25 protein-coding genes and 4 tRNA genes are annotated in these 25,825 nt (G+C 67.4%); 6 read left to right on the top strand and 23 right to left on the bottom strand.

Annotated elements, in window-relative coordinates; all coding sequences use genetic code 11:
* Window positions 1-87: 87 nt before the first annotated feature.
* The 3 genes from N5D91_RS14000 to N5D91_RS13990 all read left to right on the top strand — a co-directional run bounded on the left by N5D91_RS14000 (window position 88) and on the right by N5D91_RS13990 (window position 1,477).
* The gene (locus N5D91_RS14000) at window positions 88-489 is read left to right on the top strand and encodes a hypothetical protein (protein WP_153855180.1); all 402 of its coding nucleotides are present in this window, start codon (window positions 88-90) and stop codon (window positions 487-489) included.
* A complete protein-coding gene (locus N5D91_RS13995) occupies window positions 482-919 on the top strand; it encodes a hypothetical protein (protein ID WP_180854921.1) in 438 nt (145 codons plus the stop codon). The genes N5D91_RS14000 and N5D91_RS13995 overlap by 8 nt, the downstream gene beginning before the upstream one ends.
* A gap of 201 nt (window positions 920-1,120) precedes the next feature.
* Window positions 1,121-1,477 (top strand): hypothetical protein, encoded by a 357-nt coding sequence (locus tag N5D91_RS13990; protein ID WP_180854920.1) that lies wholly within the window; start codon window positions 1,121-1,123, stop codon window positions 1,475-1,477.
* 6 nt (window positions 1,478-1,483) lie between these two features.
* Here N5D91_RS13990 and N5D91_RS13985 read toward each other — a convergent pair whose 3' ends face one another.
* From N5D91_RS13985 to N5D91_RS13895, 19 genes are all read right to left on the bottom strand, one after another.
* Window positions 1,484-2,398: an HlyD family efflux transporter periplasmic adaptor subunit gene (locus N5D91_RS13985; protein ID WP_180854919.1), complete on the bottom strand. Its 915-nt coding sequence runs from the start codon at window positions 2,396-2,398 to the stop codon at window positions 1,484-1,486.
* Window positions 2,395-3,132 (bottom strand): ABC transporter ATP-binding protein, encoded by a 738-nt coding sequence (locus tag N5D91_RS13980; protein WP_180854918.1) that lies wholly within the window; start codon window positions 3,130-3,132, stop codon window positions 2,395-2,397. The genes N5D91_RS13985 and N5D91_RS13980 overlap by 4 nt, the downstream gene beginning before the upstream one ends.
* A 10-nt stretch (window positions 3,133-3,142) precedes the next feature.
* Window positions 3,143-4,282 (bottom strand): ABC transporter permease, encoded by a 1,140-nt coding sequence (locus N5D91_RS13975; RefSeq protein WP_180854917.1) that lies wholly within the window; start codon window positions 4,280-4,282, stop codon window positions 3,143-3,145.
* Entirely contained in the window at window positions 4,279-5,742 is a 1,464-nt protein-coding gene (locus N5D91_RS13970) for an efflux transporter outer membrane subunit (RefSeq protein ID WP_180854916.1), read from the bottom strand. Before N5D91_RS13970 ends, N5D91_RS13975 begins: the two co-directional genes overlap by 4 nt.
* A 369-nt stretch (window positions 5,743-6,111) precedes the next feature.
* A tRNA-Gly gene (locus N5D91_RS13965) sits at window positions 6,112-6,187 on the bottom strand.
* A 116-nt stretch (window positions 6,188-6,303) separates the two neighbouring features.
* Window positions 6,304-7,410 carry an NAD(P)/FAD-dependent oxidoreductase gene (locus tag N5D91_RS13960; RefSeq protein WP_180854915.1) on the bottom strand — a complete coding sequence of 369 codons (1,107 nt, stop codon included), beginning with the start codon at window positions 7,408-7,410 and terminating at the stop codon, window positions 6,304-6,306.
* Window positions 7,411-7,547: 137 nt separating this feature from the next.
* Window positions 7,548-7,623: transfer RNA gene (locus tag N5D91_RS13955), tRNA-Gly, on the bottom strand.
* A gap of 154 nt (window positions 7,624-7,777) precedes the next feature.
* Window positions 7,778-8,404, bottom strand: a complete 627-nt coding sequence (gene pgsA / locus N5D91_RS13950) for a CDP-diacylglycerol--glycerol-3-phosphate 3-phosphatidyltransferase (protein WP_012510614.1) — start codon at window positions 8,402-8,404, stop codon at window positions 7,778-7,780.
* A gap of 18 nt (window positions 8,405-8,422) precedes the next feature.
* Complete coding sequence (uvrC, locus tag N5D91_RS13945) at window positions 8,423-10,267, bottom strand: excinuclease ABC subunit UvrC (protein WP_106467615.1); 1,845 nt, start codon at window positions 10,265-10,267, stop codon at window positions 8,423-8,425.
* Window positions 10,264-11,676: a hypothetical protein gene (locus tag N5D91_RS13940; RefSeq protein ID WP_110711799.1), complete on the bottom strand. Its 1,413-nt coding sequence runs from the start codon at window positions 11,674-11,676 to the stop codon at window positions 10,264-10,266. Before N5D91_RS13940 ends, uvrC begins: the two co-directional genes overlap by 4 nt.
* Entirely contained in the window at window positions 11,673-12,161 is a 489-nt protein-coding gene (locus N5D91_RS13935; RefSeq protein ID WP_180854914.1) for a low molecular weight protein-tyrosine-phosphatase, read from the bottom strand. The genes N5D91_RS13940 and N5D91_RS13935 overlap by 4 nt, the downstream gene beginning before the upstream one ends.
* Window positions 12,158-12,931 (bottom strand): 3-deoxy-manno-octulosonate cytidylyltransferase, encoded by a 774-nt coding sequence (gene kdsB, locus N5D91_RS13930; protein WP_110711797.1) that lies wholly within the window; start codon window positions 12,929-12,931, stop codon window positions 12,158-12,160. The genes N5D91_RS13935 and kdsB overlap by 4 nt, the downstream gene beginning before the upstream one ends.
* A gap of 74 nt (window positions 12,932-13,005) precedes the next feature.
* Window positions 13,006-14,025 (bottom strand): tetraacyldisaccharide 4'-kinase, encoded by a 1,020-nt coding sequence (gene lpxK / locus N5D91_RS13925; protein WP_110711796.1) that lies wholly within the window; start codon window positions 14,023-14,025, stop codon window positions 13,006-13,008.
* Window positions 14,025-15,773: a lipid A export permease/ATP-binding protein MsbA gene (msbA, locus tag N5D91_RS13920; RefSeq protein ID WP_110711795.1), complete on the bottom strand. Its 1,749-nt coding sequence runs from the start codon at window positions 15,771-15,773 to the stop codon at window positions 14,025-14,027. Before msbA ends, lpxK begins: the two co-directional genes overlap by 1 nt.
* Window positions 15,770-16,192, bottom strand: a complete 423-nt coding sequence (locus N5D91_RS13915; protein WP_004152323.1) for a biopolymer transporter ExbD — start codon at window positions 16,190-16,192, stop codon at window positions 15,770-15,772. Before N5D91_RS13915 ends, msbA begins: the two co-directional genes overlap by 4 nt.
* Window positions 16,193-16,195: 3 nt before the next feature.
* Window positions 16,196-16,858, bottom strand: coding sequence for a MotA/TolQ/ExbB proton channel family protein (locus N5D91_RS13910; protein ID WP_164160612.1), 663 nt, complete (start codon window positions 16,856-16,858; stop codon window positions 16,196-16,198).
* A gap of 3 nt (window positions 16,859-16,861) precedes the next feature.
* Window positions 16,862-19,261 carry a DNA internalization-related competence protein ComEC/Rec2 gene (locus N5D91_RS13905; protein ID WP_180854913.1) on the bottom strand — a complete coding sequence of 800 codons (2,400 nt, stop codon included), beginning with the start codon at window positions 19,259-19,261 and terminating at the stop codon, window positions 16,862-16,864.
* Between the two features lie 59 nt (window positions 19,262-19,320).
* Window positions 19,321-20,673 (bottom strand): HAMP domain-containing sensor histidine kinase, encoded by a 1,353-nt coding sequence (locus N5D91_RS13900; RefSeq protein ID WP_180854912.1) that lies wholly within the window; start codon window positions 20,671-20,673, stop codon window positions 19,321-19,323.
* Between the two features lies 1 nt (window position 20,674).
* Window positions 20,675-21,346, bottom strand: a complete 672-nt coding sequence (locus N5D91_RS13895) for a response regulator transcription factor (protein WP_180854911.1) — start codon at window positions 21,344-21,346, stop codon at window positions 20,675-20,677.
* Between the two features lie 145 nt (window positions 21,347-21,491).
* On the opposite strand from N5D91_RS13895, the gene N5D91_RS13890 reads away from it, so the two are divergent.
* A complete protein-coding gene (locus tag N5D91_RS13890) occupies window positions 21,492-22,259 on the top strand; it encodes a MipA/OmpV family protein (RefSeq protein ID WP_049412592.1) in 768 nt (255 codons plus the stop codon).
* Between the two features lie 30 nt (window positions 22,260-22,289).
* Window positions 22,290-22,574 carry a hypothetical protein gene (locus N5D91_RS13885; RefSeq protein ID WP_180854910.1) on the top strand — a complete coding sequence of 95 codons (285 nt, stop codon included), beginning with the start codon at window positions 22,290-22,292 and terminating at the stop codon, window positions 22,572-22,574.
* A 45-nt stretch (window positions 22,575-22,619) separates the two neighbouring features.
* Here N5D91_RS13885 and N5D91_RS13880 read toward each other — a convergent pair whose 3' ends face one another.
* Window positions 22,620-22,760, bottom strand: a complete 141-nt coding sequence (locus N5D91_RS13880; RefSeq protein WP_165929929.1) for a hypothetical protein — start codon at window positions 22,758-22,760, stop codon at window positions 22,620-22,622.
* A gap of 182 nt (window positions 22,761-22,942) precedes the next feature.
* Here N5D91_RS13880 and N5D91_RS13875 point away from each other — a divergent pair, with 182 nt between their 5' ends.
* Complete coding sequence (locus N5D91_RS13875) at window positions 22,943-23,275, top strand: hypothetical protein (protein WP_180854909.1); 333 nt, start codon at window positions 22,943-22,945, stop codon at window positions 23,273-23,275.
* A 98-nt stretch (window positions 23,276-23,373) separates the two neighbouring features.
* Here N5D91_RS13875 and N5D91_RS13870 read toward each other — a convergent pair.
* The 3 genes from N5D91_RS13870 to uvrB form a co-directional block, all read right to left on the bottom strand.
* A tRNA-Val gene (locus N5D91_RS13870) sits at window positions 23,374-23,448 on the bottom strand.
* A gap of 98 nt (window positions 23,449-23,546) precedes the next feature.
* Window positions 23,547-23,621, bottom strand: a tRNA-Val gene (locus N5D91_RS13865).
* Window positions 23,622-23,728: 107 nt separating this feature from the next.
* Entirely contained in the window at window positions 23,729-25,753 is a 2,025-nt protein-coding gene (uvrB, locus tag N5D91_RS13860) for an excinuclease ABC subunit UvrB (protein WP_032128896.1), read from the bottom strand.
* Window positions 25,754-25,825: the final 72 nt, after the last annotated feature.

Below are 25,825 nucleotides of genomic sequence, written 5' to 3'. Positions count from 1 at the left end.
ATTCCTTCACGCCGTCAACAGTCTTCACATCATGCGGTCACGGGCGTCCGCACTGGGGTACGCTGCCCCGCCCGGTCCCGTTCGCCCATGCTCCTTCGCGGCACGCCCCTGTTGATCGCCCTGCTGCTGCATCTGCTGGTGGCGCTGCTGTACTGGGCACTGATTCCGCGGGGAATGAACGCGTATCGCGACTATTTCGGCTTCACCTCCCATCGCGACATCGGCCTGGGCATCGCCCAGTTCCATCTGTTCTGGATGTTCATTGGCGCCCAGCCGTTGATCGCGGTACTGCGGCCACTGTTCGCCAAGTTGCTGGTGCTGGCGATCCCGTTGGCGTTCGCGACCTGGACGCTGATGCACAACCATCCGCTGCGCCTGGTGTACTTCACCGTGGGGCCCGGCCTGCTGGCGCTGGCTGCAATCGTGGCAAGCCTGCGCTATCGGTCGCTCCACTGCGCGCTCACCACGACGGACTCCACTCATGCCTAAGCGCTACGTTCGCCTGTTCTGGCTGCTGGTCGCACTGACCTGGCTGGCGCTGATCGCCGCACTGGTCAATGCCGGCTTCACCCCGGACTACTGGCTGCTGCACCACCTGGAAGGCGCCGAGCTGCCCTACCCGACCAGCAGCGTCATCGTGTTCGCGCTGCTGGGAGCCGTCGAGCTGGTGGTGGCCGCACTGATCGTGCAGCCCTGGAAACTGAAGCGCCTGTGGCTGCGCCTGCTGATCGCGTTCGCGTTGCTGGTGGTGTGGTCGGTACCGTGGATGCTGTCGGCGATGCACCAGCCACCCGTGCACGGCACGCATCTGCTGTGGTTGCTGCTACTGGACGTGGGGCTGCTGCTGGCACTGTGCGTGGTATCGGCGGTGAGTGCAGCGAAGGCAGTGGCCAGGGCGCGGCACGGAACGCGAACCTAGACAGGAAGCACTGCCGTTACGCGCCCCCCGAAGGCTCTCACCTACAGGATTTCGTATCAATTGCATGTACGCAAACCCGGTAGCGGCGGGATGTTTATCGCCCCCCTTCGAACGGGCCCGCGTCCAATGTCTCCCCCTCGCCCCCCGCGTATGTTCTGCTGCTGTCTGATCCTGCTTTGGCTCCTGCTTGTCGCCGGATTCGTGCACGCTGGTTTCCAACCCGATCACTGGCAGATACGCCTGGGAAGAAGCACGACTCCAACCTATCCGCTGCAAGCAGTCATCGGATTCTCGTTGCTTTGTCTGGGCGAGCTCATCGTCATCGCGTCGATGCTTCGGCCCTGGTCCTTCTCCCGCCTGTGGTTGCGGCTGATGATCGTGCTGGTACCGCTGCTCGCCTGGACATTGCTATGGAGCGTGTCCGCCATCCATCAACCCCCCGTGCGTGGCCTGCACTCCCAATGGCTGCGGCTGCTCAGTGCAGGGATGTTGCTGGCGCTTGCCATCATCGCCCTCGTTCAGTACTGGCGACGCCCAGGCCGACAGCTCAACGGTTGACCGGATCTACTTCAGGAACTCCACCCGCACGTGCTGGCCGAAGCGGGCCCTGGCCTCGCCTTCGAACTCCAGCACGCACTCCACCACCTTGGCCACGCCTCGTCCGGCATCTTCAGGCAGGCGTGCCTGCGCGAACACCGGGCTGATGCGCACCACGCGTGCAGACGGCAGCGTGCCGGTGTTTTCGGCGCCATCGCTGTCCGGCACGACGGTGGCCTTCATGCCCACCTGCACGGCATCGGCGTAGGCGGCACTCAGTTCTGCACGCACCTGCAGCGGACGCGCCGGCAGAAGCGAGATGGCCGGCTTGCCGGCCTGCACGAAGGCGCCGAGCCCCGGCACTTGGCCGACCACGGTGCCGGCTTCCGGTGCACTCAGCGACATCTGCTGCAGTTTCAGCCTGGCGTGTTCCAGCTTGTGCTGGGCCATGTCGACCTGCGCACCGGCCACATCGACATCGGCGCGCACAGCGGCCAGCTGCTGCTTGGCCGCATCGGCCTGCTGGTTGGACGACACGCCTTCGCTGGCGCCGGTGGACAGGCGGGTGGCGTTGCGCTCCAGTTCGCGCAGCTGCGCCTGGCTGCCCTTCAGGCGGTCATTGGCCAGAGCGAGATCGGCAGTGGCCATCGCCACCTCCTGCTGCAGCAGGGCGCCATCCAGCGACAGCAGCAGCTGCCCCTTCTTCACCGTGGCGCCCTCCTTCACCGGTGCGGCGGTGATCGAGCCATCCACTGGCGGCGCCAGCGCGATCAGGCCACCCTCGACGTCGATGATGCCGCGCGCCACCGCGACCTTTCCGGCGGTGGCAGTGCTGGATTTACCTGCAGGTGCTTGGGCAGGCGCGTCCTTGGAACAGGCGCTGAGCAGCAGCGCCGCGGACAGTACCACGCTGAAGGGAAGCAGGTGCAACGTCTTGGTCATGGGGCGGACTCTACAGTTTCGTTCTGGCGGCGGTCATCACGGACCATGCCGTCTTCCATGGCGATCACCCGATCGGCATGCCGGATCAGGCGCGGATCGTGGCTCACGCACAGCACGGTGGCGCCATGCGCACGTGCGTAGCGGTGCAGGATGTCGATCACGCGCTGGCCATTCTCGGCGTCCAGCGCGCTGGTGGGTTCGTCGGCGAAGATCAGCGTGGGCGACTTGGCGAAGGCGCGGGCAACGGCCACACGCTGCTTCTCGCCGCCGGACAGCTGCGCCGGTCGCATGTGGCTGCGGTGGCTGAGGCCCACCTCTTCAAGTGCCTTGCGGGCCAGCGGTTCACTTTCGCGATTGCTCATGCCGCGGTAGCCCAGCGGCAGCTGCACCTGTTCCAGCGCGGTCAGTGCGGGGAACAGATTGAAACCCTGGAACACGAAGCCGACATGGTGCAGGCGGAAGCGCTCCACTTCACTGCGGGTCATGTGGCCCACGTCCTGGCCCAGCGCGTGCACGCGACCGCCATCGGGCGATGACAGGCCGGACAGCAGCGACAGCAGCGACAGCAGCGTGCTTTTGCCGCAGCCGGACGGGCCCGACACCAGCGTCAGCTCGCCGGGATAGATGTCCAGCGACAGGCCGCGCAGCACCGGCACCTGCACATCGCCGGACATGAAGCCCTTTTCCAGTGCATCGGCCTGCAGGGTCGGGGCGACGGCGCGTATGGAAGTCATCGGCCGGTCCTCAACGCAGCAGCAACGATGGATCGGAGCGGACGACACTGCGTACCGCCATGATGCTCGACAGCATGGCCATCACCGCGACCAGTGCCACGCAGCCGATGATGACCATCGGCGTCAGCTGCACCGGCACGCGCTGGGTCTGTGCGATCAACAGCACGACGGTGCTGAACGCCGCCGCCAGCAACATGCCCACGCCACCGATCAGCAATGCCTGCTCGAACACCACCCGCGCCAGCGCATAGCGTCCGGCACCGAGTGCGTTGAGCGTGGCGTACTCGCGTACCGAACCAGCCACCACCGAAGCGAACGACTGGTTGGTGATCACCGCGCCGACGAAGCAGACGATGACGGCCATGAACAGCACCGCGATGCCGGCGCCGGTATCGAACAGCCAGTATTGCTGCGAGCGGCTGGCGAACTCCGGTGCGGTCCAGAACTCGACCGGCGTGGCCTGCCCCATCGACGCGGCCAGGCGGTCGCGCACGCGGTCGGCCAGGTCTGGCGCGCGCAGGCCCGCCACGAAATAGGTACTGCCCTCGTGCGGGTCGGTGCCAGCAATGGCGCGCGCGGTATCCAGCGACGCCAGCACGTTGACGCCACCGAGGCCACGCAGGCCGGGTTGTGCGGCGACCACACGCACCGCCTTGCCGTTGATCCACGCACGGTTGTTCTGCAGGTCCACGCCCAGCGTATCCAGATCGGCGCTGTCGACGATCACCGCACCCGGCTCACGCAGCTGTGCGCGCAGGTCGGCGGGCAGGATGCGCGCGAACATCATCGCGTCGCCTTGGGTGGAGATGCCGGACAGGTACACAGACACGTTACCGGTACCCTGCACGCCGGACCGCCATTCGCCATCGACCCACTCGTAGGGCTCGACGCGGGTGACATCCGGGTCCATGCGCAGGTGGCTTTCGACATCCGCGCTGATCGCATGGCCGTAGTTGACACTCTGGGTGCCGGGGAAACCGGCCCAGATATCAGCCGACGATGCCTTCACGTAGATCGCGGCGGTACCGAAGATGCCCAGCACCAGCGCCGCCTGCACGATCAGCAGCACGCCGGCGAAACACATCGCCAGCACCACCGGCAGGAACCGGCGCCACTCATAGGCCAGGGTCTTGCGAGCCAGTGCGATCATTGCGCCTCGCCCTCAGCCTCGACCGGCAGCGGCGCGCCGCCCAGGGCGCGGTACAGCGAGGCGAACGCGAGCACGCGCGCGCCCTGCGCACCGATCAGATCGGCCTGCGAGGCCAGTGCGGCGCGCTGCGTATCGAGACCGTCGAATTCGCTGGACAGGCCCAACTGCACCTGCCGCGCCTGGCGCTTGACCTGCTGACCGGCGGCATCATCGGCCGCGCGCAGCGACTGGATGCTGCTGTCCTGGCGCGCCAAACTGCCCAGTGCACCTTCCACTTCGCTCACACCTTCCAGCACCGCCTTGCGGTAACCGAGCAGTGCAGCATCCAGCTGCTTTTCATCGGCATTGAAGCGCGCACGACGCTGGCCCCAATCCCACAGCGGGATATCGACGTACGGGCCGATCGACGGACTGGAATCGGAATTGGAGCGGGCGTTCTGGGTGAGGTTGTAGGCGTACAGGATCGAGCCGCCGAGACTGACCCGCGGATACATCGCGGCACGTGCGGAGCCCTTGCTCGCCGCGGCCTGCATCACGTCTGATTCGGCCAGCAGAATCTGCGGGCGGTGGCGCAGCAGATCGGCCGGCACCTGCTGCAGCGAGAACGCGCCCAGCTTCGGCGGCGTGCGATAGCTGCGCCAGGCCGGGTCCGGGCCATCACGGCCCAGCAGCAGGGCCAGCGCGCGGGCAGCGTTGTCCGCATTCTCGCGGGCCTGCGCCGTCGCCGCGCGGGTCGCTGCCTGGCGCGCACGCAGACGATCAAGTTCGCCGGGCTCATCCAGGCGCAGACGCTGGCGGATCAGCGCCAGTTGTTCGCCGCGATCATCCACCGCCTGCTGACGGGCCAGCAGGTCCTGCTGGGCCTGCGCCACGGTCAGGTCCAGATAGCTGCGCACCACGTCGGCAATCACCGCCACCTGTGCGGCATTGCGCAGCGCCTCGGCATTGCCGGCCGAAGCCTGCGCGCTCAGCTGCGTGCTCTCGGCGGCGCCGAACAGGCCCAGGTCCCAGATCGCTTCGATACCGGCGTGGAAGTAGGTATCGACAGCGGCAGCATCCTGCACCTGCTTGGCGCTGGCCGAGATCTCCGGCAGGAAGCGCGAGTCCGATGTGCCTGCGACGATCCGCACGGCCTGCAGGCGCAGCGTGGCCTGCTGCAGGTCGAGGTTGCCGGCGATGGCCTGATCAACCAGGCCGTCCAGCGCCGGATCGGACAACACTTTCCACCACTGTTTCGCGTCCACGGCCACGCCCTGGCCCTGCGGAACCTGGGTCCAGGCACTGGGGGTACGGTCGGGAAGGTCCGGAACCGGCACCGACATGCAGCCCGCCAGGGCCAGGCTGGCCAGCAGCGCGCCGGGGCGCAGCACTGCCTGCAGGGAGAATCCGCGCCCGGTCCTGGGCACTGCCACTGGAGTGATACGCCTGACCACCAGCCCGCCAACGTGTAGAAGGAGCATGAAGGCTACCGTGCGATTGTGGAGCGAACATGGAGAAATGGTCCGAAAAAGGTCACAACACGCGTGCGGTTCAGGCAACGCTGGCGTTGGCCTTTCGCCAGCCTTTCACCGCATGCGACGCACGGAACGCTGATGCAACATCCAGGCCATTGCGTCTTGTTGCCGTCTTCGCCGAGCCCCGCGCCTGCGGTCGTCCCCACGACCGATACGACCCGCCATTCCGATTGCGACACTGACGTCGGATTCGTCACGCCGAGCCACTGATATCACGCCCGCCATGAAGATGCCGTGGCGCGACTGTAGTGGCCCTGCCGGCCAACTTCATGACAAACGAAAAACGCCCCCTTGCGGGAGCGTTCTTCTTGAATCTGGAGCGGGAAACGAGACTCGAACTCGCGACCTCAACCTTGGCAAGGTTGCGCTCTACCAACTGAGCTATTCCCGCAGATTTCGTTCGACCTGCGTCGAAGGAGCGCTATTGTGTCGATATTGCTGCACGGCGTCAACAGGAATTTTCACGTGAAGTGAAGGGCGGCGTTCAGACGCCCCCGCCTGCTCTCTTCACGTGCGCAGGCCACGGCGGTGGAAGTAGATCTGCTCGGCGATGCGCCGCGTGGCGGCCATGTGCAGAAGTGCATTGAGCGGCCAGTCGGCCTGAAGGTGATCCATCGCCCAGCGCAGCAGGCGCTTGCCATGGAAGGCCGGGGCGACCTGCTGCGCTACCCGCTCGGCGTCCGGCCCTTGGCCACGCAGATGGCGGGCAATCGCCTCGCCGACCGCCCAACCATGCCGCCACGAGGAATGGATGCCGCCAGCCGACAGCGGCGAGACGATGCCTGCGGCGTCGCCGGTCAGGATCAGGCGTTGGCCGGTGATCTGTCCTTGCGGCCGGCCGCAAGGTACCAGTCCGGCGCGGGTGGCCGACGGGCGCGCTGATGTCGGAATGCCAACCACATCGCGCACATGCTCAAGGAAGCCATCGATATCTGGCGGCCGCACCCGGTCCGGGTCATGGCGCACTGCCAACCCGACCTGCAGGCCGGTTGGATTCTGCGCGACCCAGCCGATATAGCCCGGCGCGTAGCGCTTGCTGACGAAGCAATGCAGCGCATCACCCTGCGTCAATTGCAGGCCGGCGAACTCACGTTCGACACCGTAGAGATTGTCGCGCACCTGGCCAAGGCCAGTACGCCGGGCCACGCGCGAACGTGCACCATCGGCGCCGACCAGGTAGGCACAGCGCCCTGCCCCGTCCACCTGCCAGCCATCGCCACTGCGCTGGGCGTCGGTGAAGGACTGCTTCAGGCGAAGGTCCACGCCATTCGCGCGCAGCTCACTGGCCAGCCAGCGCATCAGGTTCGGCGTATCGGTGGTGAGGAAGTAATAGCCCGGTGCAGCCAGCAACACGCTGCGCAGGTTCGGCGCATACAGACGCACATCCGCGACGCGTTGCACCAGGTGTTCGGGCATGCGCCCCAACCAGGTCTGCTCCATCGCCTCCTTCACCACAATGCCGGTGGTGTGCAGGCGCTCGCCAGGGTCGGCCTTGCGTTCGAGTACGCAGACGCGCAGGCCGTATTGGGCAGCGGCAAGCGCGCAGGCGGCACCGGCGAAACTGGCGCCGACGATGACCACATCGTAGTCGCAGGCGGGGGATTGATGAGGCATCGCGGCGTCACCCTTGGAACGAAGGATGCAGCATCCAACCTTCATGTGGTGGGGCGATGGAGCGACGGTGAAGTGGCAATGAAGCGCGTTGGACGCAAACGAAAAACGCCCCCTTTCGGGAGCGTTTTTCTTGAATCTGGAGCGGGAAACGAGACTCGAACTCGCGACCTCAACCTTGGCAAGGTTGCGCTCTACCAACTGAGCTATTCCCGCTTGGGAGGCGAAATTCTACCCGTTCCAAGGATGGCGTCAAGCGCTTTTTTCAGGGTCTGCGAGGTGCCCGGCGCCACGTATCCACGCCATGCGCGGATAGGCGCACCGATGGGGTCAGCGCTCTTTCCTGCGGAAAAGGATCCGACCCCGGGGCTCAGTTGCCCAGCTTCTTCTGCCGCGCACGCTCGCGCGCCGCGCGCTCGTCATCGCGCAGGCTCGGCCAGGCGGCGTGCAGGTACTGCAGGCCCGACCACAGGGTCAGCACAGCGGCGATCGCCAGGGTCCAGTCGCCGATGTGGAACACCGGCCAGCCCATCCAGATGTCTTCCACCGGCACGTTCGGAGCCACCGAATACAGCAGGCACAGCAGCGCAACCATCTGCGCGGTGGTCTTGACCTTGCCGATCATCGCCACGCGCACCTTGGCGCGCTGGCCCAGCTCGGCCATCCACTCGCGCAGCGCCGACACCGCAATCTCGCGACCAACGATGACCGCCGCCCAGAACGCCATCCACGGCGTCGGGTGGCCCTGCACGATCAGGAACAGCGCCACCGCCACCATCAGCTTGTCCGCGACCGGGTCGAGGAAGGCGCCGAAGGCCGACTCCAGCTGGTAGCGGCGTGCGATCCAGCCATCGAGCCAGTCGGTGATCGCAGCCAGGCCGAAGATCGCCGCCGAAGCGAAGTTGGTCCAGGTGTAGGGCAGGTAGAACACCAGCACCAGCACCGGGATCATCACGATCCGCAACAACGTCAGCCAGGTGGGCAGGGTCAACTTCATGCTTGCGTGCTTCTCTCTCTACTCGGCCGCATCAGGCGTGGCCAACCCGTGCAGGTTAGCGTAGATACGTGCCGCGAGGGCGTCATTGATGCCTTCCACCTTGGCGATTTCCGCTTCACCGGCCGCTTTCAGGCCGACCAGGCCGCCGAAATGCTTGAGCAGGCTGGCGCGGCGACGCGGCCCAATGCCGGGGATGTCCTCCAGCTTGCTGGTCATACGTGCTTTCTGCCGGCGGCCGCGGTGGCCGGTGATGGCGAAGCGGTGCGCCTCGTCGCGCACCTGTTGGATGAACTGCAGCGCGGGATTGGCCGCACCCGGGCGCAGTTCGCGTCCATCCGGCATCACCAGGGCTTCGTGGCCGGCGCGGCGCTCCACGCCCTTGGCCACGCCCACCAGCAGCACGCCTTCCACGCCCAGGTCGGCCAGCGCGGCCTGCGCCTGCGCCAGCTGGCCGGCGCCACCATCGATCAGCAGCACGTCCGGCAGCACGCCCTGCTCTTCCACTGCACGGCGGAAGCGGCGGTCGATAGCCTGGCGCATGGCGGCGTAATCGTCGCCCGGCTCGATGCCGCTGATGTTGAAGCGGCGGTACTGCGCGCGTACCGGGCCGGCGGCGTCGAACACCACGCACGAGGCCACGGTGGCCTCGCCCAGCGTATGGCTGATGTCAAAGCATTCGACCCGCTTGACCGGCTCGGCCAGGCCCAGCATGTCGCGCAGCGCGTCGCTGCGCGCGTGCTGCGCGTTGCGGCTGTTGAGTTCGGTGGCCAGGGTCAGCTGCGCGTTGCGGCTGGCCAGTTCCACATAACCGGCGCGTTCGCCGCGCACGTTCCACTTCAGCTGCACCTTACGCTCGGCCGAGGCTGACAGCGCGGCCACCAGCAGGTCGGCATCGGGAATCTCGCGATCCAGCAGGATCTCGCGCGGCGGCTCGAATTCGATGTAGTACTGCGAGACGAACGCGGCCAGCACTTCCTCCGGGCTCTCCTCGCCATTGGTGCGCGGGAAGAACGGGCGGGTGCCGAGATTGCGGCCATCACGGAAGGCCAGCAGCAGCACGCAGGCCTGCGAGCCCTGCATGGCCACCGCCAGCACGTCCAGATCCGCAGCGCGGCCATCCACGTACTGGCGGGTCTGCATGCTGCGCAGTGAAGAAATCAGGTCACGCAGGCGCGCGGCCTGCTCGAACTCCAGCGCCTCGCTGGCGGCCTGCATCTGCTCGCCCAGCTCGCGGGTCAGCTCGTCGCTCTTGCCTTCCAGGAACAGTGCAGCGCGACGCACCGATTCGGCGTAGTCCGGCGCCGGCACCAGCTCCACGCAGGGCGCGCTGCAGCGGCCGATCTGGTACTGCAGGCACGGCCGCGAGCGGTTGCGGAACACGCTGTCCTCGCAGCTGCGCAGCTTGAACAGCTTGTGCATCAGGTTCAGCGTTTCACGCACCGCGGTGACCCCGGGATACGGCCCGAAATAGCGACCGGGAATGGCACGCGGACCACGATGCAGCGCGATGCGCGGCCAGTCCTCGCGGGTCAGCAGCACATGCGGATAGGTCTTGTCGTCGCGCAGCGAGACGTTGTAGCGCGGCGACAGCGACTTGATCAGCTGGTTTTCCAGCAGCAACGCCTCGGCTTCCGAGCGCGTCACGGTCACGTCCATGCGCGTGATCTGCGAGATCATCGACATGATCCGCGCGTTCTTCGGGCTGCCGTTGAAATAGCTGCCGACGCGGTTGCGCAGCGCGCGCGCCTTGCCCACGTACAGCAGGGTGTCGTCGGCCGCGTACATGCGGTACACGCCGGGAGCGGTGCTGAGCTGGGCCGCGAAGGCCTTGCCGTCGAAGGCCGGGGCGGGAACGTCGGTCATTCGCTGATCGGCACTTCGCTGAGCACGCCGCTGTCGGGATCGAATCGCAGGACGGCATGGGCGTCGGTCTCGGCGATCCATACCGCACCGGCCCCCACCGCCAGGCCGGCAGGGCCATGCAGGCGGCGCGGCAGCGGCTGGGTGGTCAGTTCACCGCCGCCCAGACGCAGCGTGCGCAGGCGACCGTTGCCGGTATCGGCAATCCACAACAGCGGCGCGTCCGCGCTCAATGCGATCGCCTGTGGGAACTGCAGGCTGGCCTGCGCGCGCGGACCGTCGTCACTGCCGAAGCGCCAGGGCCCCTGCCCGACCAGCGTCTGCACCAGGTCGCCACGCAGCTGCAGTGCACGCACCGAAGATCCCAGGGCATCAGCCACGTACAGCACCTGCTGCACCACGGCCAACGCGGTGGGTTGGGCGAAGGCGGCCAGATGCCCGCTGCCATCGCGCTCGTCGATGGCACCACTGCCGGCGCGCCATTGCAGGCTGCGCTGGCCCAGGTGGTAGCTCCAGATGCGGTTGTCGCCGGCCATCGCGATGTGCAGCTGGTTGTCGGCGATGGCCAGGCCGACCGGATGGTCCAGCGAGACCTGCCGCGCCTGCGCCACCGGACCCTCCACCGGCGCACCAGGGCGACCATTGCCGCACAGGGTGTCGACGATGCCGGTCAGCAGGTTGATACGGCGCACCGCGTGGTTGCCGGTGTCGGCGACGTACAGCGAATCGCGCTCCAGCACCAGCGCCTGCGGGCGGTGGAACGCCGCTTCGGCGAGGTTGCCGTCCATGAAATCGGCGGTACCCAGCCCGAACTGGCGCAGGATGCGGCCACCATGGCTGCATTCGAGGATGCGGTGATGGCCGCTGTCGGCGATGTACAGGCGTTCGGTACTGACCGCCAGGCCAAGCGGGAATCGCAGGGCCTGGCGCGGCTCCGGATGCAGCTCGGTACCACCGCGTGGCGGCGCCAGCGGTGCGCCCTCGCACAGGGCGTTCAAGGCACGCTCCAGTTCACCCGGCGCACCCTGCCCGACCAGGCGTTGCTGCTCGCGGCCCTGCGCGTCCAGCAGCACCAGCGTCGGCCAGGCGGTGACGCCGAAGCGGCGCCAGCCATCCCAGTCGGCATCGAGCAGCACCGGCATCGACAGGCCCTGGCGGCGCAGCAGCTTCAGCGCGGTACCGGCGTCGCGTTCGAAGTCGAAGCGCGGCACCTGCAGCACCAGCGGCTGCAGCTTGCCGGGGTGGCGCGACAGCCATTGGCCGAATTCGGCCAGGCGTTGCGCGCTCCAGGCGGAGGCGGCGTTGACGAACAACAGCGCCACCGGCCGACCGCGCAGTTCGGTCAGGGTGCAGGGGGTGGCATTGAGCCAGGTGGCGAACTCGGGCAGGTCCGGGACGGGCTGGACGTTCATGGCCCGATTATGCCGGAGTCGGCGTCATGCAACAGTCGTGCCACCGCACGTTTTGCAGCATCGTCGACCAGCGACCAGACCTGTTCGAAATGATCGCTGCCGCCGGTGTAGGGATCGGGAATCGCGACCTGCCCCTGCCCGCCCGACCACGGCAGGTACAGTGCCAGGCGTTCACGTTGGGCAGGTGTGGCCAAGCGCCCTGCATCGCGCAGGTTGGCTTCGTCGGCGCACAGGATCCAGTCGAAGCGGTCGAAATCCACGGCCTGCAGCTGGCGCGCACGCAGGCCGCCGATGTCCACGCCGTGCCCGGCCGCGCAGACGATCGCGCGCCGGTCCGGCGGTTCACCGACGTGCCAGTCACCGGTACCGGCCGAATCGACCTGCACCCGGCCTGCCAGCGGCGAGGCGTCCAGGCGGGCGCGCAGTGCACCTTCGGCCATCGGCGAACGGCAGATGTTGCCGAGGCAGACGACCAGCAGCTTCATCGTGCGGCCATTGCCTGCAGCAGCGTCTCCGCACGCTCCAGGTCTTCCGGGGTATCGATGCCGGGCGGGAACGGCTCCGGTGAGATCGCCACGCTGATCGGGTAACCGGCTTCCAGTACGCGCAGCTGCTCCAGCGATTCGACCTGTTCCAGCTGGCCCGGTGGCATCGCCGCGAACTGCTGCAGGAAGCCGGCGCGATAGCCGTAGATGCCGATATGGCGCAGCCAGTTGTGACCGGCCGGCAGCGTGTCGCGGCTGCGTGCGAAGCCATCGCGGTGCCAGGCGATCGGCGCGCGGCTGAAGTACATCGCCTCGTTGCGCGCGTTGCGCACCAGCTTCACCACATTCGGGTCGAACAGGGTGTGCGCGTCTTCGACGGTCGTGGCGAGGGTCGACATCGGCGCATTGCCATCGACCAACGCCTCGGCTACCGCACGGATGCCGGCCGCGGGTGCGAACGGCTCATCGCCCTGCAGGTTGACCACGACGGTGTCGTCGGCCCAGCCGGCAATGCGCGCACATTCGGCCAGGCGGTCGGTGCCGGACGCATGCGAGGCGGCGGTCATCGCTACCTTCACTTCGGCCAGCCCGGACAGTGCGTCGGCAATGCGTTGATCGTCGGTGGCGACCCAGACCTCGCCGGCACCGGCCTGCAGCGCGCGGCGCGCCACGTGCAGGACCAGCGGCTCACCGCCCAGCAGGCGCAGCGGCTTGCCCGGCAACCGCGAGGCGGCATAGCGGGCCGGGATGGCGACGACGAATTCGGTCATGGGGCGGTACTCGGCAGGCTCGTTACAACGGGAATGCGGCCGGCGGCGCATGAATGCAAGCGCCGCCGCGCCACTCAGTTCGGTCGCAGCTTGTCCAGGCGGTCGGTCAGCGCCACCCAGAACGCGGCAGGCAGTTCGGCGCGCAACGGAACGGCGTAGTGCCAGTCGTTGCCGAACGCGCGGCATTTCACCGCGTCCTTTTCGGTCATCAGCACCGGTAGTTGGCTGCCGAAGGACAGGTCCTGCGGCTGGTAGGCCTGGTGGTCGGCGAAGGCATGCGGCACCACGCCGATGCCACGCGCGCGCAGCATGTCGAAGAATCGCTGCGGATGCGCGATACCGGCCACCGCGTGCACGCGCTGGCCCTTGAAGTACGACAGCGGGCGTGCACGGCCACCGGCCAGCGGCTGCGCACTGTCGATATGCAGCGCCATCGGCCACTGGCCGAAGCCACAGGCCTGGGCCGCCGTTTCCTCATCGGCCTGGCCGAGGTTGACCACGCGGAAATCGCATTCGCTGGCGCGGCTGACCGGTTCGCGCAGCGGCCCGGCCGGAATCATCCGGCCGTTGCCGTAGCGGCGCTGGGCATCGACCACCTCGATCTCGATGTCGCGCGCCAGCCGGTAGTGCTGCAGGCCGTCGTCGCAGACGATCACATCGCAGCCGGCCTCGATCAGCGCCTTGCCAGCAGCAACGCGGTCGCGGTCCACACGCACCGGCACGCCGGTCTTCCAGGCGATCAGTACCGGTTCGTCGCCCCCCTTGGCGGTCGGCGTATCGGCCTGCACCCACAGCGGCGTGTCGGCATCTTCACGGCCATAGCCACGGCTGGCCACACCGGGTTTCCAGCCGGCCGCACGCAGGCGCTCGACCAGGGCAATGGTCAACGGCGTCTTGCCGGTGCCACCGGCGGTGATGTTGCCGACCACGATGACCGGTACCGGCAGCGTGTAGTGCTTGCGCCAGCCACGCCGATAGGCACGCCGGCGCAGCGCGGTGACGCCGGCATACAGCGGTGACAGCAGGCGCATCGCCCACGGAACCGGACTGCCGTCGTACCAGTACGGCGGGGTCTGGGTACCCTTGCCAGCCATCAGTCCTGCCTTTCGCGGAACTGCATGCTGTGCAGATGCTGGTACAGGCCGCCCATGGCGAGCAGCTCCTTGTGGGTGCCGCGCTCGACGATGCGGCCGTGGTCCATCACCAGCACCAGATCCGCGTGCTCGATGGTCGACAGACGGTGCGCGATGACCAGCGTGGTGCGCTCCGGCATCAGGCGCTGCAGCGCGTCCTGCACCAGCCGCTCGGACTCGTTGTCCAGCGCGGCGGTGGCTTCATCGAGAATCAGGATCGGCGCGTCGCGCAGGATCGCGCGCGCGATCGCCAGGCGCTGGCGCTGGCCGCCGGACAGCAGCGCGCCGTTCTCACCCACCGGCGTCTGCAGCTGCTGCGGCATGCGCGCGATGAACTCCCACGCGTTGGCCGCTTCGGCGGCTGCGCGGATCTGCTCTTCGCTCGCATCCATGCCGTAGGCGATGTTGGCGGCGATGGTGTCGTCGAACAGCATGACCTTCTGCCCGACCATCGCGACCTGGCGGCGCAGGTCGGCCAGCGGGTAGTCATCCAGCGCGACACCGTCAAGAGTGATGCGTCCGCCACTGGGTTCGTAGAAGCGCGGCACCAGCCGGATCAGGCTGGTCTTGCCGCTGCCGGAACGGCCGACGATGGCGGTGACCGTGCCGGGCCTTGCGACGAAGCTGATGTCGTCCAGGGCAATGCCACTGTCCTCGCGGTAACGCAGCATGACGTGGTCGAAGGCCAGTTCGCCCCGCACGCGCTGCACCGTGGTGCGGCCTTCGTCGCGCTCGACCCGCATGTCGAGAATACTGAACAGGCGCTCGGCGGCGGCCACGCCCCGTGAGATCGAGGTCTGCACGCTGGTCAGGCGGCGCAGCGAGGGGATGATGGCCATCATCGAGGTCATCAGGCCCATGAACTGGCCCGCATTGAGACGCCCGGCCAGCGCTTCACGGGTCGACACCCATACGATCACCGCCAACGCCAGCGCGGCCAGGAACTGGACCACGCTGGAGGCGGCAGCACGGGTGACTTCCACCTTCATGTTCAGTGACAGCATGCGGTTGGCCAGGCGCGAGTAGCGCGAGATCTCGTGCTGCTGGGTGCCATGCACCTTCACTTCCTGCTGCGCGGCCAACGACTGCTCGGCGGTCTGCGCCATCGAGCCCATGCCATCCTGGATGCCACGGCTGATGCGGCGGTAGCGCTTGCCCACGTAAGACACGATCACCCCGATCAGCGGCACCACCACCAGCATGGCCACCGTGACCTTGACGCTCATCTGCAGCATCACCGCCAGCATGGCGATGATGGTCAGGGTGTCGGCCACCACGGTCTTGAGCGCATCAGCGCTGGCCTGGGTGACCTGTTCAGTGTCGAAGTTCAGGCGGCTGACCATCACCGGCGTCGCTTCGGTATCGAAATGCGAGGACGGCAGGTGCAGGTACTTGGCCAGTACCTGCTCGCGCAGGTCACGCACCACGCTGCGACCGGTCCTGGCCAGCGCATAGTCGCTGACCCAGGTCGCGGCGCTGCGCATCAGGAACAGGCCGAGGATGGTCAGCGGCAGGATCACCGCCATGCGTGGTTCGGGATTGACGAAGCCCCGGTTGACCAGCGGCTCCATCAGCTTGGTGAAGTGGTAACCGGCCAGGGCTTCGACCACCATGGCGATCACCGCGGCCACCATGAACACCCAGTAGGCGTGGGTGTACCCCAGCAGACGTTTGTAGATCGGCCACACCGGCGCGTGATTGGAACTCATGGACGCACCTCGGGTGCTGTTGCAATGGCAATACGGCGGAAACCGAGCTGACCCAGCGCATCCTGCGCGGTCACCACGGCCTGGTAGGGAGTGCGCGCGTCGGCACGCAGCAGAACGGTCTGTTCACGATCGCTGCCGGCCACGGCGGCGATGGTCTGCTTGACCGACTCAACGTCGCTGCGCAGCACTTCCTGGTCATTGATGAAGTAGCGGCCTTCGGCGTTGATCAGCACGCTGAGCGAACGCGGTGGTTCATTGGTCTGCTGCTGGCTGGCGGTCGGCAGCTGCACCTGCAGCGTCGAGCGCGCATCGAAGGTGGTGGTGACCACGAAGAAGATGATCAGCACCAGGATGACATCGATCAGCGGAACCAGATCGATATGCGGCTCATCCTGGGATCGGTCGTTGCCGATACGCATCGATCAGGCCTTCGCCGTAGCGGCGCTGGCCGAACGCGCGGACGGCGCCGGGTTCATCACACCGGGTCGGCCATCGAGCGTATCCAGCAGTGCGCTGGCTTCCTGCTCCATCTCCACCACGTAGCCATGGATGCGGCCCTTGAAGTAGCGATGGAACATCAGCGCCGGGATCGCCACGATCATGCCGGTAGCGGTGCACACCAGCGCCTTGCCGATGCCGCCGGCCAGCTGGTTCACATCGCCCACGCCATGGTCGAGGATGCCCAGGAACATCTGGATCATGCCGATCACGGTACCCAGCAGGCCCAGCAGCGGGCCGGCCGAGGCGATGGTGCCCAGCGCGTTGAGGAAACGCTCCATGCGGTGCACCAGGTGACGGCCGGTGTCTTCGATGCGCTCGCGGATCTGGTCGCGCGGGCGATTGCGCGCTTCCAGCGCGGCGGCCAGCAGCGCGCCCAGTGGCGAGTTCGCCCGCAGGGTCTGCAGGTGGGCGGGGTCGAGCTTGCCGCGTGCGGCCCAGTTGCGCACTTCCTGGCCGAGGCCGGGCGGCAGCACTTCAGTCCGCCGCAGGGACCAGAAACGCTCCAGGATGATCGCCAAAGCCAGTACGCCCAACAGCAGCAGCGGCACCATCGGCCAGCCACCGGCCTTGACCAGTTCCCACACGTTTCAACCCTCCGGCCCAACGGCCGCTTGTTCGATCGGCGATAGGATAGCAGCCGACCGCGCCCGCCCAGCGGCATCCCACCACCGGGATGCGTGGATACGCTGTTCACGCAGCTGCAGCCCTTGTGCGCCAAGCCATATGCGGATCGCCCCGGAATCAGCCGTGGCCAGCACTTCCGCCCCTTGCGCCTGCCAGCGCTGGACCACGTCCTGGCGTGGATGGCCGAAGCGGTTGCGGTGCCCGGCCGAGACCACCGCCAGCCGTGGCGCCACGGCGGCCACCCACGGCGCGCTGGAGCTGCCGCCACTGCCATGGTGCGGCACCAGCACCACATCCGCCTTCAGCGCTGCCGGAGACGCCTGCAGCAGCGCCTGCTCGGCCGGGCGGCCGATATCACCAGGCAGCAGGACCACGCCGTGACGGCTGGCGACGCGCAGCACGCAACTGTCCTCGTTCTCGGCCTGGCGGCTGCCCGGTGCCGGGTGCAGGACCTGGAATTCAACGCCGTCCCACTGCCACTGCATCCCTTGCTGGCAAGGCGCAGCGCCGGCGATGGTGCTGCCCGGTGGCGCCAGCAGCTGCAGCCCGGGCAGCTGACTTCTCAGGCTCGGCAGGCTGCCCGTGTGGTCCAGGTGGTCATGGCTGAGCATCGCCTGCTGGGGCGGCCCCTGCCCAAGCGCGCGCAGGGCCGGGACCAGGATCCGCTCATTGCCATCCCCACCGGCCGGCGGCCCCACGTCGTACCAGAGTGCATGCCGCGCCGTGCGCAACAACACCGCGGTGCCCTGGCCGACATCGTGCACCAGCAGCTCCAGTTCGCCTTCAGCCGGTGCATGCCGGGCGGGCCACAGCAGCGGCAGGCACAGCAGCAGGCCTGCCAGGCCACCGCCAGCGCCGCGTGGCAGCAGCCACCAGAACACCCCCGCCAATGCCGCCGGCACCGCCCAGCGCGGTGCCTCGGCCAGCCACCACATCGCCTGCGGGTGCAGCGCCAACGGCTGCAGGGCCTGCCAGCTGAGCTCGAACAGCCAGGCGGCGGCGCGCCATGCCCAGCGCCCGGCGCCATCATGCAACGCGTGCAGGCCGGTACCCAGCAGCGACAACGGCACCACCAGCAGGGTCCACCACGGAATGATCGGCAGATTGACCAGCGGCCCCAACCGCGCGGTGCCGCCGAACAGGGCCACGCACAGCGGCAACAGGCCGAGGCTGGCCACGCCCTGCGCGGCCAGAAAGCCGCGCAGGCCCCCACCGACGCCGCCCGGCCCGGTTCGTGGAAGGCACCACAGCAGCCACAGCACTCCCCCGAAACTGAGCCAGAAGCCGGCCGACAGCACCGACAGCGGCGCCGGCAGCAGCATCACCATCGCGGCCAGGGCCAGTCCCTGCCCCGCACCCACCGGGCGACGCCCGGCACGGGCCAGTGCCACCAGCCCGATCATCAGCGCCGCACGCACTGTTGGAAGCGCGCCGCCGGCCGCCACGGCATAGACGGCTGCGGCCAGCGCCGCACCCCATGCCGCCGCCTGCGGCCGAGGCCAGAACCGCCCCAGCACCGGGCACAGCCACCACGACACGCGGCACAGCAGTACACCGAAGCCAGCCACCACGCCCACGTGGAAACCGGAGATGGCGACCAGATGGGTCAGGCCCAGAGCGCGCAGGTGTTCCCAGTCGATATCGGACAAGCCGCGGGTATCGCCCAGTGCCAGCGCCTGTACGAAGCGAGCGGCAGGATGGGCCACCTGGGTGGCGATGGCGTCACTGCTGCGCTCGCGCCAGGCCGGCAGGCCCTGCGCGGGGCGCAGCTCACGCGCACTCGCCGGATCGCGTACCACGCCATTGCCTGAGAGACCCCGCAGCAAGGCATGGCGCTCGCCATCGAAACCGCCCGGATTGATCCTCGAGCGCGGTGCCTGCACGCGCAACGACAGGTCCCAATATGCCCCCGCACGAACGGCATGCCGCCCAGCTTCGCCAGCGCGTGGCGACGGGCCGCGCCACGGGTCGTTCCAGGTGACCTGCAGGCGCCTGCCACGCAGCGATGGCAGCGCCGCAGCCTCGTCAACGTGCAACACGAAACGCGTGTAGCCGGGGCCGTTCCGTGGAAGGTCGGCCACTCTTCCCTGGACCCGCACCTCCTGCGGCGGCGCACCGGGTGGAAGCGGATTGTGCAGGGCCCAATGGCCGTGCAGCGTCGCCCACGCCAGCCCAAACAGGGCGGCGGCCCACCCTCGGCCACGCCAGCGCCACAGCCAGCCCGCGACGCCGGCAACGGCCATCGGCGCGCATAGCCAGAGTGGCAGCAGCATCGGCATCTGCACGCAGGCCAATGCACCCAGTACCAGCCCGGCGGCACAACCGGCGCCGGACAGTGGTGAGGCAGCGCGTTCGGAAATCACCCGTACAGCCTGCCGTCGCGCGCATCAGGCTGCCTATCGGGAATTCCCCTGCGCGGATGTCAGCGCCGGACGCTACCGCGATGGAAGTTGACCCGGAAGCTGGCACCACCGCCAGCCGCCTCACCGACACTGACCGAACCGCCGTGATGCTGCACGATTTCCTTCACCAGATGCAGGCCCAGGCCACTGCCGCTACCCGCTGCGCGCAGACGATGGAAGGGCTCGAAGATGGCCTCGCGGTCTCCAACCGGAATACCGGCGCCCTGATCGCTGACCTCCAGCAGGCCACGGGCGTCCAGGCGCACGCAGATGGTGCCGCGCCCGCCGCCATGGACGATGGCGTTGTGCACCAGGTTGGCGATGACCCGCCCCAGCGCCAGGCTGTCGCCGTGGATCCACACCGGGGCCTCCGGGGCATCCACTTCGAAGCCATAGCCGGCACCGACCACCAGGGGGGCAAGATCGGCAGCCGCCTCACGCACCAGCAGCGCCAGGTCCAGCCGCTGCAACGCGCCGACATTGCGATCAAGCCGCTGCAGATCCAGCAGGTGCTCGGCCACGTTGCCGAGGCGTGCGACGTCGGTCAGCAGCTGCGACTTGAGCTCGCCCTGCGGCAACTGCGACAGGCGCGCCTGCACCACCGCGATCGGTACCCGCAGCTCATGCGCGGCGTCGGCAAGGAACTTGTCACGCGCCGCATAGCCCTGCTGCACCTTGTCGATGGCATCGTTGAAGGCTTCCACCAGCTGCGCGACCTCGGTCGACACCAGCTGCGCGTCCAGCCGCGCGCCGGGCTGGCCGATGTCCAGCTCCTTGGCCTGCTGGGCGGACCGGCGCACGCCACGCATCGCACGGTGGATCACCGTCGGCATCACCAGCAGCGTGACCACGATCAACGGCAGGAAGAACCACAGGCCGATCAGGCGCAGCACCATCAGCGCGCCATCCAGCAGCCCGCCCTTCGGCGCCCCCCCGACCATCACCGTGATGCGGCGGCCGTCCTCGTTGCGGATCATCACCCGCGCCACGTCGAGGTACGGCGGCACCAGTGAGCCGAGTTCGGTGGCCCCCAGCGTCGGCAGCCTCGCCAGCAGCGGCGCGTGGATTGCCGGAATGGTGCCGCGTTCCAGCCACATGCCCTTGTCATCGACCGCCGCGAACCAGAGGTTGCCACCCGCGCCCGCGTCCAGCTTGTGCCAGCGAGCTTCATCCAGCACCAGCCGCCCGCCCTCACTGTGCACGGCCTTGGCCACCGCCTCGGCCATGAACATGTCCATGCCCCAGGAATCCTTGTCACCCCAGGTCAGGATCAGCGCGACCACCGCGAACAGCACGGTGAACGCCTGGGCCAGGAACAATCGCCAGGCCAGCCCAAGCGTGATGGAGCGGATCGGACGTGTCGGACGCGCCATCTCAGGCCTCCGCCAGCAGGTAGCCGACGCCACGGATCACATGGATCTCCACACCGGCGCCGGCCTGCTGCAGCGCCTTGCGCAGCTTGGAAATGTGCGCATCGAGCGCATTTGACTGGATCTCATCATCAAAACCGTACACCGCCGCCTCCAGTGCGCTGCGGGTGACCGTGCGTCCCTGGCGCATCGCCAGCGCCTGCAGCACCAGCACCTGGCGTCGGGGCAGCGCCAGCGGCTGGCCTTCCACCTGCGCCTGCAGCGATTCGAAGTCGAATTCCAGCCGTCCCAGATGCAGGCTCGGCGTTACCATCGCCGAGGGCCGCCGCGAGACAGCACGGATCCGCGCCATCAGCTCCTCGATCGCCACCGGCTTCACCAGGTAGTCGTCGGCACCGACATCCAGGCCCTCGACCTTGTCTGACAACCTGCCCTTGGCGGTCAGCATGATCACCGCCAGGTTCGGGCGCAGCGCCCGCGCAGTGGCAACGAAACCGGCGCCGTCGCCATCGGGCAGCTGCCGGTCGAGCAGCATCAACTGGTGCACCGGTTCGCGCAGTGCGATGGCCGCCTCCGCCAGGCTGCTGACCACATCGGCCACCACGCCCTGCCGCTCCAGCCCCGATTGCAGGGCACGGGACAGATCAGGATCGTCTTCGACCAGGAGGATGCGCATCAGAGGCTCGGCTACCGGAAACGGTGCCGATCATAGTGCCTGGCGCCGGGTTTGGGCGCCTTCGCGTGCGGATTGTCCAGGCGCAATGTTCTGACAATGTTGTACCCGCACCATGCACAGCCATCCCCCGCAAAGTGGCTGATCAATGCCGTCGCTGTCCCCGACCCTGCTGCGCCCGTTGCTGTTCTCCGCTGCCATCGGCCTGCCGTTGATCACCCACGCCGCCGACCGCAACCCGGGTGTGCAGGCCGGTATCAGTGCCGGCGCGACCTCGGGTGCGTATGCCCACTACGACGTCAAGCCGCTGGTCGTCCCCTCCATTGCCTGGCAGGGCGAGCGCTTCTTCGCCAGCCCGGGCTCGCTGGGCATGTACCTGTACAAGCGCGAGGGCCTGCGCCTGTCGGCGGCAGTCACGCCCTACACGCTGCGCTTCAAGACCGACGACGTGAACGATCCTCAGCTGCGTCGCCTGCACAGCCGGCAGATGTCGGCCATGGCCGGCATCAACGGTGAGTACAGCGCCGACTGGGGCATCGTCGAGGCCAGCGTGATGCGCGAGGTCACCGGGCACGGAGGTGGCATGGAGTCGCGCCTGCACTACAGCTATCCGATCCAGGCCGGTCGCTTCACCTGGGTGCCCAAGGTCGGCGTGGTGCACTCCAGTGCGCGCCTGCTCGACTACTACTACGGCATCACCGACGAAGAAGCGCTGCGCTCGGGACTTGCCGCCTACAACCCGGGCAGCGCGACATCACCGAGCCTGCAGATCGCAGTCAGCACGCCCTTGGGCACCAAGTGGCGCGCGACCGGTGTGGTCGCCAACCAGTGGTTCGGCGATGCAGTAAAGGACAGCCCGATGGCCCGTCGCGGTACGCAGACGTCGGCCTTCGTTTCCCTGATGCGCTCGTTCTGATCGAGCGCCCGCAACGGACAAGGACCCCCCATGGCCTCCGTCTCCCCTGCTGCTGAAGCGCACGCGATCCTGCGTGCCCCCGACCTGGACAGCGCCGAGCGCGTCTACCTGGGGCTGCTGCCCGATCTGGAGCACGTGAATGCACTGGCCCGCCGCGCCCTCGGGCTTTCGCGCGTCGCCGACGCGGCACGCGGCTACGCGCTGTCGATGACCCTGGTCGGGCTGCGCCTGCAGGAACTGGAAATGGGCGAGGCGAGCGCGAAGGAACATCGCCAGGCCACCCTGCGCAGCCTGCGCCAGGCCTTCAGCGCCTGAGCGCAGGCCAGCAACGCGGCCAGTGCTGCGCGGCAGCGGAAAGACTCAGCGGAACGTGGTCCACGCCAGCACTGCCGCCAGCAGGGCCACCCAGATCACCGCCTTGAAGGTACCCTCCAGCATGTTGCCGCCGAACAGCAGTTCGATGATGGGATTGGGCCGGGAAACCGGAACGTGATCACTCATGCGGCAGCTCCTTGCAGTGACGGCGCGATTGCGCGGTAGACCGGAGTCTACGCCTGCACGGCCCGGATTCATCGCCCCCCGGCCGTCTTTGGCGGTTCAATTCCGGCCTTCGTCGCAGGCCGGCTGCAGCACCCCACATGTCATGCCAGCCTGCGTGCACTTTCCCGCTGGAGCACCGTGCCATGCCGATGCTTGCCCTGATACTGCTGCTCTCCAGCCTGTTCGGCGCTGGCAACGGGCCCACTGAAGAGGCCCTTCGCAGCCAGATCCTGCGTGCCGAAACCCAGCAGCCGGACGTCGTACGACAGGATTGCAGTTCACCCTCCCTGCTGCTTTACCGGCTGCGCCAGGACCGGGTCCTGAGGCTGGCCAAGCAGCCCCTGCAACACGAACCCGGCGTTGCCCAGCCCACGCGTGGTGCGACGGTTCGCGTCGCCCAGCTCTGGGAGCGCGTGGACGGTCACTGGAAGCTGCAGCGGATGATCAGCGTCGAAGACCTGGTCGTGCAGCGCTGACCATGTGGAACCGTGATCGATGCCTGAAACGAGAAAAGCCGGCCCAGGGCCGGCTTCCGTCGTGATCCACCGCTGCACCGGCAATGCCGGGAGCCAGGTGGTGGGCGGTACAGGGTTCGAACCTGTGACCCCTACCATGTCAAGGTAGTGCTCTACCGCTGAGCTAACCGCCCATCTTGTTCTTGCCGCCCGAAAGCTGGCCTTGCTACGTAAAAACCCGGCGCCAGGGCCGGGCTTTGCAGTTCACGACAGCCCCCTTCCAGGGACTTCGTGGTGGGCGGTACAGGGTTCGAACCTGTGACCCCTACCATGTCAAGGTAGTGCTCTACCGCTGAGCTAACCGCCCGATTTTGCTTCTGAACGTCCGCGATTGCGTCGGTGCAGGCCGCGTATATTACGGATGCCGGCCGTGAAGCGCAACACTTTTGTGAAGAAGATGCTGCACTGCCGCGTTCAGCCCAGACTCGCTTCCTTCAGCTGCCGGATCTGGTCACGCACGCGGGCCGCATCCTCGAATTCCAGGTCCTTGGCGTGCTGGTACATCTGCTGCTCCAGCGCCTTGAGACGGGACGCCAGCTGGGCCGGGCTGAGGGATCGATAGTCACTCCCCTCCTCGGCAACGCCGGGCCTGCCCTTGCCCTTGCCCTTCTTTGCTTCCTTCTCGGCCGCATCGGAGCGCGCGCCTTCCAGCACGTCGGTGATCGGACGCGCCACCGAGCGCGGCACGATGCCGTGCTGCTCGTTGTACTCGACCTGCTTGGCGCGACGACGGTCGGTCTCGTCGATCGCCGCCTGCATTGAACGGGTGATCTTGTCCGCATACAGGATCGCCTTGCCACGCACGTTGCGGGCGGCACGACCGATGGTCTGGATCAGCGAACCGGTCGAGCGCAGGAAGCCCTCCTTGTCGGCATCCAGGATCGCCACCAGTGACACTTCGGGCATGTCCAGGCCCTCGCGCAGCAGGTTGATGCCCACCAGCACATCGAACTTGCCCAGGCGAAGGTCGCGGATGATCTCCACGCGCTCGACCGTGTCGACGTCCGAGTGCAGGTAGCGCACGCGGATGCCGTGTTCGGTCAGGTATTCGGTGAGGTTCTCGGCCATGCGCTTGGTCAGCGTCGTGACCAGCACACGGTCACCGGCCTTGATGCGCGCGTTGGCTTCGCTCATCAGGTCGTCAACCTGGGTGCCCACCGGGCGGATCTCCACCACCGGGTCGATCAGGCCGGTGGGACGCACGACCAGCTCGGTGATCTCGTCACCGGCCTCGCGGTACTCATAGGGGCCTGGCGTGGCCGACACATAGATGCTGCGCGGGCAGCGCTCTTCCCACTCCTCGAAGCGCAGCGGCCGGTTGTCCAGCGCCGAGGGCAGCCGGAACCCGAACTCGACCAGCGTCTCCTTGCGCGAACGGTCGCCCTTGAACATGGCACCGATCTGCGGAATGGTCACGTGCGATTCGTCGATCACCAGCAGCGCGTCGGCTGGCAGGTAATCGAACAATGTCGGCGGCGGTTCGCCGGCGTTCTTGCCGGTCAGGTGCCGGGAGTAGTTCTCGATGCCGTTGCAGTAGCCGACCTCGGCCATCATTTCCAGATCGAACTGGGTGCGCTGCGCCAGGCGCTGCGCCTCCACCAGCTTGTTCTGCGCGTACAGCTGCTCCAGGCGCTCCTTCAGCTCGACCTTGATCGTCTCGATCGCCGCCAGCACACGCTCGCGCGTGGTGGCGTAATGGGTCTTCGGGTAGACCGTGAAGCGCTGCATGTTGCGCAGCGTCTCGCCGGTGAGCGGGTCGAACAGGGTGATCTTCTCGACCTCGCCATCAAACAGCTCCAGGCGCAACGCCTCGCTGTCCGACTCGGCCGGGAACACGTCGATCACTTCGCCGCGCACGCGGAACGTACCGCGCTGCAGTTCGTACTCGTTGCGCGTGTACTGCAGCTGGGTCAGATGGTTGATCAGGTCGCGCTGGTCGATGCGTTCGCCCTTGGACAGGATCAGGCGCAGCGACAGATAGTCTTCCGGCGCACCCAGGCCATAGATCGCCGACACCGTTGCCACCACGATCGCGTCCGGGCGCGACAGCAGGGTCTTGGTCGCAGCCAACCGCATCTGCTCGATGTGCTCGTTGATCGAACTGTCCTTCTCGATGAAAGTGTCCGACGACGGCACGTAGGCTTCCGGCTGGTAGTAATCGTAGTAGCTGACGAAATACTCCACCGCGTTGTGCGGGAAGAACGCCTTGAACTCGCCATACAGCTGCGCCGCCAGCGTCTTGTTCGGCGCCATGATCAGCGTCGGCTTCTGCACGTTCTGGATGACGTTGGCGATGGTGTAGGTCTTGCCCGAGCCGGTCACGCCCAGCAGCGTCTGCTTGGCGATGCCCGCTTCGAAGTTGCTGGTCAGCTTCGCGATGGCATCAGGCTGGTCGCCCGCCGGCGAGTACGGCGAGACGAGTTCAAAACGGTCGCTCATGGTGGTGCCAGTTCCCGGGAGTGGTAAGTATACGAGGCATGGAGTGACGGCCCGCTGAGGGGTTTCCGGACC

The organism is Stenotrophomonas sp. GD03794, from assembly GCF_029842145.1.
GTDB lineage: Bacteria > Pseudomonadota > Gammaproteobacteria > Xanthomonadales > Xanthomonadaceae > Stenotrophomonas > Stenotrophomonas riyadhensis.
The sequence above is the reverse complement of the archived record's forward strand: the minus strand, read 5'-3'. Positions and strand labels throughout refer to the sequence as shown.